The sequence below is a fragment of the Roseibium sp. SCP14 genome, from assembly GCF_040329475.1.
In the GTDB taxonomy this organism is placed as follows: domain Bacteria; phylum Pseudomonadota; class Alphaproteobacteria; order Rhizobiales; family Stappiaceae; genus Roseibium.
The window spans coordinates 485,137-499,394 of the sequence record NZ_JBDZYH010000004.1 but is presented as its reverse complement, the minus strand read 5'-3'; the positions used below and the strand labels follow the sequence as shown (position 1 = coordinate 499,394).

The following is a 14,258-nucleotide window of genomic DNA, read 5'->3' as shown; positions in this document are numbered from 1 at the left end:
CGTGTCTGCCTGGTGGCGCATTTTCACTACCTTTTCGCCTGAGGGAATGAAGGTAGAACGATCGAAGCTGGATCCAGCTTTCCCTTTCAGGCCGCCGCCTTTTCCGGTGCCTCCTGGCCCATACCGAGCATGTGGCAGATTGCGTAGGTCAGATCGGCGCGGTTCATGGTGTAAAAGTGGAAGTCGTTGAGACCACGGTCGACAAGATCCATGACCTGTTCGCAGGCAATCGACACGCCGACCAGCTTGCGGGTTTCAGGATCATTCGTGAGACCTGAGAAACGCCGTGCCAGCCACTGCGGAATCGATGTGCCGCACTTGGCGGAGAAGACCATGGTCTGTTCGAAATTCTGGATCGGCAGAATGCCCGGAATTACCGGGATATTGATGCCGGCGGCCGCAATCCGATCCAGATAGGCGTCAAACAGATCGTTGTCGAAAAAGTACTGGGTGATGATCCGGTCGGCACCGGCATCCACCTTGCGCTTCAGGTTGTCGATCTCACTCTGCCAGTTGCCGCTCTCCGGGTGTTTCTCCGGATAGCCGGACACGGAGATATCGAAATTCGCGATTTTCTTGATGCCTGCAACAAGATCGGAGGCGTAGGCATAGCCACCTTCATGCGGGACGTAGCGCGAGCCGATGCCATCCAGAGGGTCGCCGCGCAGCGCGACCAGATTGCGCACGCCAAGGTCCCAGTAGTCCTTGACGATCGCATCGATCTCTTCGCGCGAAGCCCCGACACAGGTCAGATGTGCGGCGGGCGCCAGATCGGTCTCTTTCAAAATCCGCTCAACCGTTTTGTGGGTCCGCTCGCGGGTTGAGCCGCCGGCGCCATAAGTCACGGAAACGAAGGATGGGTTCAATGGAGCGAGACGCTGCACGGTATTCCAGAGAGTTTCAGCCATTTTGTCGGACTTCGGCGGAAAAAACTCGAAGGAGGCCGTGATCGGCGAGAGAGCGGCCTGGTGCGACCGGCGTGAGGAAATGTCTGTCATGTCAAGCGACCTCTCGGGACGTGTCTCGGGTAGGCCAGTCGGTAACGACACGTCGGTCACGAGCAAGCCAAAGCGTAACGGTTAGATTGGAATTGGTTTCATCACCCGGAACGAGGTCTGTAACCTGCTCCAGATCAAGATCGAGTGCCTCCAGCCAACGCTCCATCTGGTCATGAGCGAAGCCGAGCCGGCGGTGCGCATGCTTGTCGCGCAGGAATTCCAGCTCATGCGGGGCGAAATCAATAATCATCAGCCGCCCGCCGGGCCGTAGGGCACGGGCGGCCTCGGCAAGTGCCCGGGCCGGGTCATCCAGGAAGTGCAAGACCTGATGGATCGACACCACATCGAATGAGCGCGGCGGAACATTCAGGGCATAAACGTCACCGTGCCGCACCTGGGCATTGGTCAGGCCCGCTTTCGCAAGGTTGGCCCTGGCAACGGCAAGCATGTCATGCGACGCATCGATGCCGAGCGCAGTTACATATTGTTCGGCAAAGACTTCCAACAGCCGCCCCGTCCCGGTTCCAAGATCCAGAAACGACTGGAACGGATTGTTGCCCAATGCCGCCCGCATCGCGGCTTCGACGTCTTCCTCGGAGACATGGAGCGAACGTTCCCGGTCCCAGGTCAGCGCACGGGCTGCAAAGAAGGCTGCGGCTTCCTCGGCCTTGGCTTTGCGAATGGCCTGAAAACGCTCCTGGTCGGCCGCAAGCACAGGATCATCCCTCGAGATCTGCGCCACGAGCCCTTTTGCCAGCTCGCCTTCCGGTCCATCCGCCAGGCGGTAATAAACCCAGCTGCCTTCCGGAAAGCGTTGAATGAGATCCGCTTCGGCCAGAAGCTTCAGGTGACGGGAAATGCGCGGCTGGCTCTGTCCGAGGATCGCAGTGGCGTCCTTCACCGTCAGTTCGCTCTCTGCAAGCAGGGCAATCAAACGCAAACGCGTTGCCTCACCAACCGCCCGGAGGGCGGCAAGAGTATCATCAACGGACAGGGTCTTTTCTTCAGTCATGCGCTTCATCACCGATGTCGATATAAAGATATCTTTATATGGATCACCAGATCATTGCAAGCACTCAATTCATTTACGACACGAAATGGTTCAAATCCGCCGATATCGGTAGATTTGGTGGTATTTAATTCCGCGCACGCATGTCTTTTGGAGAACGATGACCTCAAAGAACGACATCTGAAATTCAAGCAAACATCTGTCTTCGAACTGAAGCAGGCTGAAAGTTTCGCATGAATCTTTGCGGCAGCGGCATGAACCTGCCGCCACTGGTTCGACCGACGCCTCGATAGAGGTCAGACAAATTTTTCGGAGGAGTTACCGGAACTTTCCCGATCAGGACCGGGTGCCGGCCGCCGGTTTATGACGTTTCCAGCTGCAGCATATGATCGAAGTCGCCCGCCTTCACGCATTCGGGCAAACCGCTCAACGATACTAGCTCTGTTCCAACCAGCTCACGCTCGTAAAGCCTCAGGATATCGCTGGTATCTACCGTCTGACCATGTACCACGGACTGAAGCTTTGTCCTGAAGGCCTCCTGCCCTCCCATGGAGGAGAAGTGCCAGCCGGCGTTCGGGACGATCGTGACCGGTCGGCTGATACCAGACAGGTTGTTGTTCCGGATACGCAGCAAAGGTTGCGCAACAAAACCGGGTACATGGGATTTTTTCGTCATGCGCGCCTTGGTCCGGCGCAACTGCTGCGGTGTGGTGAGATACTTCTTCTCGATCATCCGCGATCCCAACAGCCAGGTCTTGTCCGGCACGACCCGGTTGAGATGGTGTTTGTGAAGGCTTTGCTCGAAAACCAGCAATCGTCCCTTGTAAAGCCGGCGGGTCAACACCTCGTCAAGAACGGAGCTGCGAACGATTTCGTCAACATCGGATAACAGGATCAGATCACTCGGGTCGCAATGTTCCAATGCGCGCGCAATGCAGTTGCGCTGAAAGTTCTCCCGCTCCCAATCCTTTTTCCGCCGGTTCTTGTACACCCCCAGCGCCGGTGGCAATTCGTCGGGAAACTCGATCTGCAGGTCGATAATCTTGTCCGACCACCTGGCAAATCGCTCACGGTTTTCGTCGAAGTAATATGGTTTCGTGCCGCCTCGTTGGGTCTGGTTTGCTTCCACCAGAACGAAGCGGTCAACATGATCACCCATTTCGCGCAGGCGGATTTCCAGCAGATCAAACTCGTTGTGAAAGACAAAACAATCGAAAAGCTTCATGTAACCGTTGCCTCAGAGGCTCTTCCAGAGCCGGAATTTTGCGCGCATCGCCTTTTCCTGAACAAAGCGCTTTAGCTTGAATGCCGGACTGAGCTCAAGTTCGCGCGTGGAACAGGCACCTGACAGGAAGACGTCATCAAATCGTTTCATCACTGCCTCGGGGCGATAACATTCCACAGATGCACGCGCCAGCTCACCATCTGAAGCGGACGGCACGTAGTCTGTTAAAAGGCGCAGCAGGTCCCGCCGCGTCCGATAAACCCACTCCGGCTTCGGACTCATACAGACATGGTTCTGATCCATTCCGCCTGCCCAGCTGAAAACAGGTTTTCCGAACATCAGAAACTCGGCAATGGCGAGGCCGAAACTCTCGCCGATCTTTTTGGCGTTGATACCGGCATCGCAACTGGCAATGAAGCGTACCTTTTCCTGCGGCCTGACGACCGGGGGCAAGAACAGCGCGCGCGGATGCTCGATGAACTGCTCGGTATTCACAAACAGAAAGTACAGATCTGAACGGCGCTCAAGCGCTTCGCTGACGGCCTGGTGCGCGAATGGAACATTGAACTGGTCAAAACCTCCGTAGCGGCCGACAACGAAAGCATCCTTGGGAATACCCAGTTCGTCACGCAAATCGCCGTCTGCCTCCGGAAGTTCGACGATATGCGGAACCGCAGGCGCCTTTCCACCGGTCATCCAGTTCGCCAGCCAATCGGACACATAAGCATAGACATCGCCATGCGGTTCAAAATGCCGGAAGACTGCATGAACGCCCGAACGATTGGCAACGATATCAAGAGGCCGTTTCCTGCCGTCGCGGATGTAGTAGCAAAAATCCAGTTGATATGGCTCGCTGACGGCCCGCGCATCGCGCGGAGTGGGGACCGGGATCAGATTCAAGGTTTTCCTGAATTTTTCAACGACAGCAGGATTGCTGCCGTTCTCGCTGAAAAAAACGAAGGCCTCGTGACCAAGTATGTTCTGAGTACCGAGCGCATAGTCATAGAGCGCAACGCTCATGCCACGTTCGTTGATGGCCCCAGCCTGAAAACCGATCCGCATTCAATTACCGCTAGTTTGGTTCGCCGGGACCGATAACGGATTTCAGCACTGCGGTCCATGGAAATACTCAAATCAGACGGAGGCGTTGGTCCGCGCCTCCTGCCTTGTCATGTGATTAGATCTGGTCGGCAGACCCGCCACCGTTCTGATCGAGATCCTCTTCACTGATGACACCTGCCGCCGCAGCTCCGGCCGCCGCAGCCTGGACTGCAGCCTGAGCGGCGGCCTGTGCGGTTGAGGGAGACACCTGTCCGTTTTCCTCATCGGCTCCGGCAACCCGGACAGTCACCTGACGATGCGCGAACTTGATACCGTTTTTCTCAAACAGATCGCGCAAGCCGGCGTAAACCACCTTGCGCAACTCGAACTGCTTGCCAGGCTTGGTCGTAAACTTAACCCGCGCGATCATTGCCGAATCTTCCATCGACATGATGCCCTGAGACTTCAGCGGTGCCAGGAACATCGGGCCGTAATATTCGTCGTTGAGAAGTTCCTTGCCGAAATTCTTGATGATCTTGCGCATCTTTTCCACGTCGGTGTCGTAGGTCACACGGAAGCCAAGCTTCATGACAGCCCAGTCTCGTGAAAAGTTCTCGACCTGCTGGATCTCTCCGAAAGGAACCGTTGTGAGCGCGCCCCTGTGATGACGTAGCTGCATCGACCGGATCGAAATTTTCTCAACCACACCCTTTGCGCTGCCGATATCGATATACTCCCCTTTCCGGAAGGCATCGTCGATCAGGTAAAAGGCTCCTGAAAAGATGTCCCGTATGAGGGTCTGCGCACCGAAACCGATAGCAAGACCGACGACACCGGCACCGGCAAAGAGCGGGGCGATGTTCACACCCAGCTCCGAGAGTACAACCATCGTCGCGATCACAACGATGGTAATCAGCAGAAAGTTCCGGAAGATCGGCAGCAGCGTCGCAATCCGGCTCTCCCCGGCGCCACCGATTTCCATTTCCTCATCCTGTTCAGCAGGTGTTTCCTTGGCGATCTGGCGATCGATAACGATCTTGACCGCCTCATAAGCCATGTATCCGAGGAACATCACCAGCAGGACTTCGACAAACGACCCGATCAGCGATCCGCTCCCGGCAAGCGGGAGGCCCCACCAGGCAGCGAGAAAATCGAGCGATCCGAACAGGACAAGAATGGCGGCACCGCGGTCAAACAGGTCTCTGAAAGGAGATCGCTGAGCTTCCAGGTCAGCCGCCTCGGCACGGGCCTGGGCCATCGCGCTTTCCGGGTCTTCTTCGCCTCCACCTTCGGTTTCTTCCGCACGCTGAATATCTTCTGCAATTTTCGCCTGTGCATCGACAGTGTCCAACCGTGGCAGCAGCACCCGGTCTATGATCAGGATCAAGAGACCGTAGGCGATTGCCGCCATCAGGATGACCTGCAGCGGCGCACCGACAAGCCCCGTCGCATCAGGCAGGTCGAGCAAGATGCGGACTGCGGAAATTCCCCAGGCGACGACGAAATAGAAGATCGCGATAAAGTGCCAGATATTCGCCAACACCTTGCGCCAGACGGGTGCGTCATTTCCGTCTTCACCCCTGATCAGGCGAGCGATGATTTTGCGATAGATGATCGAGATACCGATCAGAATAAGCATCGACAAAGCCGAAGCGGCAATCAATGCGATCTTGTGGGCATCTTCCGAAAGTCCGAGCCGCTCCATCCAGAGGCAGAAGGCAATGGCAACAAGCGACACGCCCGTCCCGACGATCAATGCACTGTAAAGACCTCTGGCTTCATGGTTGGAAAGCTTCAACAGACGGTGACTTTCCGCGTCCGGAGCAAGCAGGTTCAGGAAAATGATGCGCACGCCCATGAAGACCGAGACGACACCGAGAACGACCAGAGCAGTCTCGTTGGCTGCTTCCAGCCCCGTTCCGATCAGAAGATAGACGACGACGGCAATCGCGAAGAACAAAACCACGCCGACGATCATCAGCAGCGCACGAAGGTAAAGATAAATGATCTTGTCGGACCGGCTGAAGACATCGGCCCGGTACATGCCGGCGAACTGTCGGCGGCCCCAGCGGGCAAGAAGTGACGAGGCAGCCAACCCGAACAGGACGGCGATGACAATATCGATCAGTGCTGCCGGGATCCAGCGCAGGCCACGTTCCTCGCCCTCCGCCTGCAGCGTGGTCAGCATCGTGTCGTGAATGGTCGGGATTTCTTTCAGGATAGACTTGAAAACATCGCGTGCCGCAACGGCCTTGTCGACGAATTCATCGACATTCTGCAGAATTCCCGCTCCCTCTCCATCTTCTCTCTCAGGATTGTCGTCAGCGTCCTTTATGTCTTCCGAGACCTGGTTTTCGCCCTCCGGCTTCTCAGTGTTGCCGGAGGACGTCATGCCGGAAATGACACCTGTGATCCCTTGAGCCTGCGCCGATCCGTCTGCCCCCGACATCGAGAAGGTCAGCGCCAGGAAAGCAACCAGAACACTCGCCTTGAACCATGACGATAACCTGCCGGCTTCAATCCGGCGCAACAGAGTATTGAGAGTGCGCATATCGGCCCCACGATGAATCGCAATGTTAAACTGCTTCTTTGTTAAGCACGGTTCAGCGGTTTTTGAAAGAAAGTGGGGCTGGAATCAAAAGGAACGGCCCGATCCTGTTGTCGAGCCGCTCCTCAATTGCCTCAAGATGTACCGGTCAGTTGAGAACGTTCGCGTTCCAATGCGCAATCTTGCGTTTGGCCTCCGCAATCGTCATTCGTTCGAACCTGGCCATTGCACTGCTGCGAACTTCAGGGGTCAATCGATGTCGCCACGGACCGATCGTCAAAAGCGATCCGATGGTGATGGAGGAAAAGCCCGATGCCTTTGCCAAAATGACAAACGGTTCCGGGTTCGGACGAACCATCCAGTGGCTGACTTCCTCGACACCGCAACGCACCAGCCAGGCAAAGGTTGCGACGGCCTCGGCAAAACGGTCCTCAGAAGCAAAACGGCGCAAGGCGGCTTCGTTCACCATGCCACGTTTTGCAAGCAGCAGAACCCTGCTGCGAGCCGTCTCGAAATCGTAGCGCCCAAGCCAGTACTGGTTGGACATGCGCTGAGCCGCGATGTCAGCTGCTTCATCCAGCTGTTCAGCTTCCTCACTGCGGCCGCTGGCGTGCAGGCGCTTGCGGACTTCCTCGCTTGCGACGGCAACCAGGCTTGCAATATGCGTTTCTGCCAGATCACCCCGCTCGCTCAAGGAAAGCTGAAGGGTTGCGTCGGAAGCCGCGTCGCTGATCAAAGCCGTGATAGAGGCATCGGACAGCGAAGCGCCATCATTGCTGGCAACCTTGCGCTTCACCTTGAGGTCACCCTGCCGCACCAGAATGTCGGTCACGTTCTCGGACAGGATTTCCCGTTGCGCGATCGCAAAGCAATGCGTGTTCCCGCGCTTCTCGGCAATCTCGATCAAGTCCGTGTCCCGCAGAACAGTCGACCTGACGAGGATCGGTTCCGCGACTTCAATATCATCATCTGCAAGACGGCGGATCGTTTCCTCCGGCCCGCGACGAAGGCTGGACATTTGTTCCGCCACATAACGCCGGACTTCTGACTCGACCATGTCTACAAGACGCAAGAGCACCGAGTCGTAGATATCAACCTGCTCGTCCGAACAACGGTCGGAAGTGAGTGCGAACAGGGTTGCGACATGTCGGGCCAGTTCCGCCCTCCGCGCGCTTCCAGCTTCGCCGGTCAGCTCCGAGAAGTTCACCAGCTCTGTTTTCAACGCTTCAGTCATTCTTCGATACCAGTTCTCAAATTATGCCTTTTCGGCGGTGGTATCTGAAGATGAAGCCGAGAATTAAAGAAGACAGAAACGCAACTTTGGCGAATGTAATTGTCTTTTTTTAAATCTTTCCGAGAATTCTATTCGTATTTTAAAGACACACGGCAACTAACTGAAAAACATGATATTTTCACAGCAAGCACTTCACGCGCGGTGATTTTCAGCTACCGAAAAAACATCGAAAAAATCCGAAAAAAATCTCTGATCTTAGACATTCCAGGCTTGGGCCTGATCTCATCTTTCAAACTTTGTTAAAGGCTGCAATTCCGTTTCCTCATCCCGGTTTCGCGCCTCTCACCCGCCGGTCCGTAGCCGTTGCACGCCCTTTGACGGCAAACGGAACAATCGCCGGAAAACACAATCCGGCAGGCTCGGGACTGACAATTCCCTCCCATGGACACCGACATATTCAACCCTAATAAAAAAATATTTTCTTTCTTTATTGACATACCTGACCATACACCTAGATAAAATAAGTGATTACTTATTAAATTAGAGAGAGCCAATGTCGATACACCCACCCTCGATCGTGCCTTTCCGTCGATCTGTAAGCCCTGCCCTCACACTCATTCAAACGACGATCACCGCCATTGCGAGTTGGCAAAGTCCGGTCCGAAAACGTCTCCCCCGCAGCACCGTGCCACATCACCTGCTTTCCGATGTTCTTTCCGACAATGATCTCAGACCCTGCGACCGGAGCAACGTTGCCCCCTACATAAGCGGTACCGGATTCTAGTGAAGCGATTGCAAGGATACTTCCGACTGACTGCCCAAAAGAAAAACCGGCGCCGATAGCGCCGGTTTCTTTTTTCTGCAGGGATACTGCCTTTACTCAGCAGCTTCCAGAAACACTTTTGAGTGCTCCGCATCGTCGCTTCCGCCATCATCGGTCTTGTTCAGTTGCTCAAGCAAAAGCTGACGCTTTTCGGCGGCTTTTTCCAGATTGGCTTCCTTGACCGGGCCAAAGCCACGGATCAGATCCGGGACCCGAGCCAGTTCCACCAACAGCCCGTAGTTGCCATTTGGCAATCTTTTCAGGATTTCGGCAACATCACTTTCGTATTGGCTGATCAAGGTGCGTTCTGCCTTACGTTCAGCCGTCCGTCCGAACGGATCATACCATTTGCCGCGCGCACCCTTGAATTTCGCGAGCAGGTCAAAGGCCTTGAACACCCAGGGGCCGAAGGCAATCTTCTCGGGACGGCCAGTCTTGGGATCCTTGCGATGCGCAAGGAACGGCGGCGCAAGATGTACCTTGAGCTTTTTCGGATTTTCAAAACGTTGCGCGATTTTTTCCCTGAAGGCCGGATCTGAGTAGAGCCGTGCGACCTCGTACTCGTCCTTGTAGGCCATCACCTTGTAAAGCAGATCGGCAACGGTCTGCGTCAGCCGCAGTGTTCCTGTTCCGTGAGCCTGGTCCGCCAATTTCACTTTCGCCACAAGTTCCCGGTAGCGGGCAGCGTAGGCAGCATCCTGATATGCCGTTAGTTCCTTCGCATTGAACGCGATTTTCTCATCCAAAGTGAAGGACTTCGGCTTTGCTTCCGTCGGAAGCGCTTGCAGGAGCTTTTCCGGGTGAGCTGCCAGAACCCGCCCGGCACGGAAGGCCTTGATATTGTTTGCGACGGCAGCACCGTTCAACTCCAGAGCCGTTTCGATCGCATCATCGGAAATCGGGAGTGCACCACCCTGGTAGGCCATGCCCACCAGAAGCATATTGGCGTAGATGGCATCACCCAGAAGCTTTTCGGCAATACCTGCGGCATTCATCGCGAGATAGGTGCCGGACGCTTCGCGCAACGCAGTGTCCATGCGCTTCTCGTCAAAGGACAGGGTCTGCTTCAGAACGAATTCGGCCGTCGGGGCAACTTTGGTATTTGCAACGGTCAGCGTGTGGCCCCGATGCGCCAACGACAACTGATCAGCGTTGGTGGCAACCACCATGTCGCTTGCGATCAACAGGTCAAGGCTCGCAGCCGGAACCCGAGGACCTTCAATGGACTTGTCGCTGGCCGCGAACCGGACGTGAGACGTAACCGGACCGCCTTTTTGCGCAAGACCGGTCATGTCGAGGGTCGACGCCTGCTTTCCGTCCACATGGGCGGCCATCGCCAGAACAGCGCTGATGGTGGTTACACCCATGCCGCCAATACCGGCGATCAGCGCATTCCGTGTGCGCTCGAGAGACGGCAGCACCGGTTGCGGCAGCTCTTCCACGAGACCATCGATGTCGACTTCCGCTCTTTTCGGCTTCTTCAGGGCTGCCCCGTCGATCTCAACGAAGGACGGGCAGAACCCCTTGATACAGGAAAAGTCCTTGTTACAGCTGGACTGATTGATAACCCGCTTCTCGCCAAACGCTGTTTGCAAAGGTTCAACCGACAGGCAGTTCGACTGGACGGAGCAGTCACCGCAGCCTTCGCAGACCCTGTCGTTGATAAAGAGGCGCTTGTCCGGGTCCGGAAACTGACCGCGCTTGCGGCGGCGGCGTTTTTCCGCAGCACATGTCTGATCGTAGACGATTACCGACACGCCGGGGAAGGTCTGCAGCTCTTCTTGGACATCCATCAGCTCGTCCCGGTGGTGAACCTTTGTGCCCGGGGCAATCGGTGTCCAGGAGCCGTAGTTTTCCGGATTTTCGGAAACAATCGCAATGCGTTCGACCCCCTCGGCCTCCAGCTGGCGTGTGATCTGCGGGACGGTCAACTGACCATCCACCTTCTGCCCGCCGGTCATCGCAACCGCATCATTGAAGAGGATCTTGTAGGTAATCGGCACGTTCGAAGCGAGCGACTGCCGGATCGCAAGAATTCCGGAGTGGAAGTAAGTGCCGTCTCCGACGTTGGCAAACACATGGCTGTCGCCCGAGAACGGCTGTTGACCAATCCAGAGGACACCCTCACCACCCATGGCGATCTGGCCTTCGGTCGTTCGTCCAGCCATTTCGGTCATGGCATGACAACCGATTCCCGGCATGGACCGGGAACCTTCCGGCGTTTTGGTGGATGTGGAATGCGGACAGCCGGAGCAGAAATACGGAATACGGGCAGCACGCTCCGCATGCCCCTGGGCCCACATGGCCTGTTTGGTCATCCGGGTCGCGACCGATCGCATTTCTTCAGAAACCGCCTCTTCCGGCAGCCATGTCATCAGGCCTTCGATGAGTTCGGCGACGGATATTTCAAGCACATCCGACAGGAACGGCGTTCCGTTCGGACGGTGCTTGCCCCAGATCTCCGGTCGGCTCATTTCCGGCCAGTGATAGGATATGTTCTTGATCTGCGGCTCCATGAAGGCCCGCTTGTGTTCTACCACCAGCAGACGCTCTGCACCGCGGGCAAAGTCCCGAAGACCGAGCGGTTCCAGCGGCCAGGTCATGGCAACCTTGTAAACCGCAAGGCCCAGCGCCTTGGCTTTTTCCTCGGTGATACCCATCAGGTCCAGAGCCTGGAGCAGATCCCTGTATGCCTTGCCCGACGCAACGATGCCAAGCTTCACCCGGCGCCGTGTCCCGAAGGTCACCCGGTCAAGACCGTTTGTGCGCACATAGTTCTGTGCGGCCGGTATCCGAAGATCCCGCACCAGACGTTCGGTCTCCAGCCGGTTGCCGAGCAGAAGATCGCGGTTCTGGCGATAATCCTTGCGAGGATCTCCATCGAGCGGCCGCACGAAACGCAACCGGTCCGGCGAGACATTGATCGTTGCAGAGGCGTCCATTGTATCGGCGATACATATGAGTGCCGTCCAGAGACTGGTGAACCGGGACATCTCCAGACCGTGGAGTCCATAGTCCAGAACGTCCTGAATGTCGGCAGGATTGAGCACCGGGATCTCCGCATGCTCGAAGAAGAATTCGCTCTGCGCCGGCAGGATGGACGATTTTGCCAGGTGATCGTCACCTGCAAGGGCCAGAACTCCACCGTTCCGGTCGGTTCCCGACGCATTTGCCTGGCGCAGAACATCTCCGGCCCGGTCCACACCGGGGGCCTTGCCGTACCAGACACCGAAGACACCGTCATAGTCCGTCGGCCGTCCGGTGCCGCCCTCGCCTCGAAGTTTCTGACTTCCCCAGACTGCAGTCGCGCCCAGCTCCTCGTTCACGCCCGGCTTGAAGATGACGTCATAGCCTTTCAGATGGCGTTCTGCCCGCATCAGTTCCGTGTCATATCCGGCAAGCGGAGAACCACGGTACCCGGACACGAACCCGCCGGTTTTCAGACCTGCCTGATGGTCCAGCCGTGCCCGGTCCAGAACCAGGCGGACAAGCGCTTGTATGCCGGTCAGATAGACCCGTCCTTCCGTCGCGACGTATTTGTCTTCCAGGGTCACGGTTGGCATATGCACATTCATCCGACTTTCTCCTCAACCGTCGATTTGGGCGGCTGCGTCCCCCGGCAACCTCACTTCAGATAAATATCATCCTTTTCACGGGCAATTTCTGTGCTATCGTCACGGGCAATCACCCAGAGGCCGCATAAAAATTCCTAAATCTGACGATGACCGACAAATATCTTCTCGACCCGTCTGACATTCGTGTTCTCCGCGTCCTGCAAAGGGACGCTTCGCTATCCATTGCGGAGGTCGCAAAGGAAGCTGGAATGAGCCAGACACCATGTTGGCGCAGAATTAAGCGCCTGAAGGAACAAGGAATAATTCGTCAGATAACGGCCATTATCGACCGGGAATCGGTCGGTCTTGGGTTTGTTGCCTATTCCTTCGTCAAGCTTGCCGTTCCAAGCCGGGACAACATGGAGACCTTTGACAAGCTGGTGCATCACTGGCCGGAGGTTGTCACATGCGAACGCATCACCGGCGCAGTCGACTACCTGATCAAGGTCGTCACCGATGATATCAAAACTTATGACAATTTTCTTCGTTTGAAACTTCTGGACAATACACTTGTCTCGGACGTCCAGTCCCGCATTGTCGTCAACACGGTCAAGGACACGGTCGCCCTGCCGCTGCGCGAGAACTAACAGGCAGGAAACAGGAAGTCTGACGCCGCATTATTCCGGGCCATCAGATGGCCGGATTGTCTCAAGGCCGCCGTCAGACTACCAATCCGCTTCTTATGCGGAAGCTCAGTCGTCTTCTATCCGGGTCACCTGACCGGAATGCGGGTCGATCTTGATTTCCAGCTTTTCGCCTTCCAGCGTCACCTCAGCTTCGATGCGGTCCACTTTGACTTCGATTTCCCGTATCAGGTAGCCGCTGTTTTCCAGGCTCTTTGCAATTTCGGATACCGAAAGGCCGATCTTGTCGCCTGGCCGGATCTCCGCCAGCGCAATTGCATTGAGACTGAGGAAGACGGTCGAGGCGAGAACACCTGCTTTGGCTAATTGGCTGGCAGAGGTCATTTTGTTTCTCCAGTGTTGCATCGGCATGTCGCCGAACTTGAGAAACGAAGTGGGATTGGTCCGGGCAATTACAAATTAACAATCGTACACACTGCCTGATCCGGAGCCCTGGACTTCACGAGGGAGCAGCAAGGCGTGAGCGCTCACCACCGGTTTGCTCAACAAGCGCTCCATAAAGCAGTTCATCGATAAACAGCGACAACAGCTGCGTGCGGCCCGAAACGCCGGCTTTGCGATAGATCGCATTGCATTGCGCTTTCACCGTCCCTTCCGCCGTTTTCCGTACGGAGGCCATTTCCGCTATCGAAAACCCTTTCAACGCAAGCAGTGCCACATCTCCTTCAGATGGCGTCAGGCCCCAGCTGTCGAAATGTTCTTCAAGCAGGTTCGCAAAAGCCCCTGAAGCCGCCTTGACCTGCTGTTCCAATCGCTTCTGCCGGGTCATCACGCGGCGAACCTCGAACGCAGAGGCAATCAGGCTGACGACAAGCACCACAATGACGAGATTCTCAAGCACTTCATTGCCGATCAGGCTGGTTGTCTGCTCACCCCACAAAAGGTCGGAAAACTCCTCGAACACCAGAACCAGAACGCAGATCGATTGCAGTCCGATCAAAAGCCAGGGCCATGCGGTTTTCCAGTGGTTGAAGGGAGACATTTCCATTCCTCGATTTCGGCAATGCCATCAATTCCGCTGCATCACCCGTTTTCACGTCGGCTTCGAAGCTGCGGATTTATGCGCGTCAAAGCTCGTCGGCAGGTTTGCCTGAAAGCCCCGGCCGCCAGGATGGGGCATCC

General features: G+C 56.2%; 10 protein-coding genes. 1 reads left to right on the top strand and 9 read right to left on the bottom strand.

Annotated elements, in window-relative coordinates; genetic code table 11:
- Positions 1–86 precede the first annotated feature (86 nt).
- From metF to ABLQ08_RS19285, 7 genes are all read right to left on the bottom strand, one after another.
- Positions 87–998, bottom strand: a complete 912-nt coding sequence (metF, locus tag ABLQ08_RS19315) for a methylenetetrahydrofolate reductase [NAD(P)H] (RefSeq protein WP_352945264.1) — start codon at positions 996–998, stop codon at positions 87–89.
- Position 999: 1 nt separating this feature from the next.
- On the bottom strand, positions 1,000–2,010 hold the full coding sequence (locus ABLQ08_RS19310) for an ArsR/SmtB family transcription factor (RefSeq protein ID WP_352945262.1): 1,011 nt from the start codon (positions 2,008–2,010) through the stop codon (positions 1,000–1,002).
- Between the two features lie 358 nt (positions 2,011–2,368).
- Positions 2,369–3,232 carry a hypothetical protein gene (locus tag ABLQ08_RS19305; RefSeq protein WP_352945260.1) on the bottom strand — a complete coding sequence of 288 codons (864 nt, stop codon included), beginning with the start codon at positions 3,230–3,232 and terminating at the stop codon, positions 2,369–2,371.
- 12 nt (positions 3,233–3,244) lie between these two features.
- Positions 3,245–4,294: a hypothetical protein gene (locus tag ABLQ08_RS19300; protein ID WP_352945259.1), complete on the bottom strand. Its 1,050-nt coding sequence runs from the start codon at positions 4,292–4,294 to the stop codon at positions 3,245–3,247.
- Between the two features lie 115 nt (positions 4,295–4,409).
- The gene (locus ABLQ08_RS19295; protein ID WP_352945257.1) at positions 4,410–6,824 is read right to left on the bottom strand and encodes a mechanosensitive ion channel domain-containing protein; all 2,415 of its coding nucleotides are present in this window, start codon (positions 6,822–6,824) and stop codon (positions 4,410–4,412) included.
- Positions 6,825–6,969: 145 nt separating this feature from the next.
- Positions 6,970–8,055 carry a DUF2336 domain-containing protein gene (locus ABLQ08_RS19290; RefSeq protein WP_352945255.1) on the bottom strand — a complete coding sequence of 362 codons (1,086 nt, stop codon included), beginning with the start codon at positions 8,053–8,055 and terminating at the stop codon, positions 6,970–6,972.
- Positions 8,056–8,931: 876 nt separating this feature from the next.
- Positions 8,932–12,453, bottom strand: coding sequence for an indolepyruvate ferredoxin oxidoreductase family protein (locus tag ABLQ08_RS19285; RefSeq protein WP_352945253.1), 3,522 nt, complete (start codon positions 12,451–12,453; stop codon positions 8,932–8,934).
- A gap of 146 nt (positions 12,454–12,599) precedes the next feature.
- Here ABLQ08_RS19285 and ABLQ08_RS19280 point away from each other — a divergent pair, with 146 nt between their 5' ends.
- A complete protein-coding gene (locus ABLQ08_RS19280) occupies positions 12,600–13,079 on the top strand; it encodes an Lrp/AsnC family transcriptional regulator (protein WP_029064513.1) in 480 nt (159 codons plus the stop codon).
- Between the two features lie 105 nt (positions 13,080–13,184).
- Here the strand turns inward: ABLQ08_RS19280 and ABLQ08_RS19275 are convergent, their stop codons facing one another.
- Together ABLQ08_RS19275 and ABLQ08_RS19270 are read right to left on the bottom strand one after the other, a co-directional pair.
- Positions 13,185–13,460, bottom strand: a complete 276-nt coding sequence (locus tag ABLQ08_RS19275; RefSeq protein WP_352945250.1) for a PepSY domain-containing protein — start codon at positions 13,458–13,460, stop codon at positions 13,185–13,187.
- 115 nt (positions 13,461–13,575) lie between these two features.
- Positions 13,576–14,118: a helix-turn-helix transcriptional regulator gene (locus ABLQ08_RS19270; RefSeq protein ID WP_352945248.1), complete on the bottom strand. Its 543-nt coding sequence runs from the start codon at positions 14,116–14,118 to the stop codon at positions 13,576–13,578.
- Between the last annotated feature and the right edge of the window lie 140 nt (positions 14,119–14,258).

Bases quoted from the DNA above. Each gene is read 5' to 3' on its own strand.
- ABLQ08_RS19290 (WP_352945255.1), bottom strand. From the start codon at position 8,055: ATGACTGAAGCGTTGAAAACAGAGCTGGTGAACTTCTCGGAGCTGACC.
- ABLQ08_RS19285 (WP_352945253.1), bottom strand. From the start codon at position 12,453: ATGAATGTGCATATGCCAACCGTGACCCTGGAAGACAAATACGTCGCG.
- ABLQ08_RS19280 (WP_029064513.1), top strand. From the start codon at position 12,600: ATGACCGACAAATATCTTCTCGACCCGTCTGACATTCGTGTTCTCCGC.
- ABLQ08_RS19310 (WP_352945262.1), bottom strand. From the start codon at position 2,010: ATGACTGAAGAAAAGACCCTGTCCGTTGATGATACTCTTGCCGCCCTC.
- ABLQ08_RS19300 (WP_352945259.1), bottom strand. From the start codon at position 4,294: ATGCGGATCGGTTTTCAGGCTGGGGCCATCAACGAACGTGGCATGAGC.
- ABLQ08_RS19295 (WP_352945257.1), bottom strand. From the start codon at position 6,824: ATGCGCACTCTCAATACTCTGTTGCGCCGGATTGAAGCCGGCAGGTTA.
- metF (WP_352945264.1), bottom strand. From the start codon at position 998: ATGACAGACATTTCCTCACGCCGGTCGCACCAGGCCGCTCTCTCGCCG.
- ABLQ08_RS19270 (WP_352945248.1), bottom strand. From the start codon at position 14,118: ATGTCTCCCTTCAACCACTGGAAAACCGCATGGCCCTGGCTTTTGATC.
- ABLQ08_RS19305 (WP_352945260.1), bottom strand. From the start codon at position 3,232: ATGAAGCTTTTCGATTGTTTTGTCTTTCACAACGAGTTTGATCTGCTG.
- ABLQ08_RS19275 (WP_352945250.1), bottom strand. From the start codon at position 13,460: ATGACCTCTGCCAGCCAATTAGCCAAAGCAGGTGTTCTCGCCTCGACC.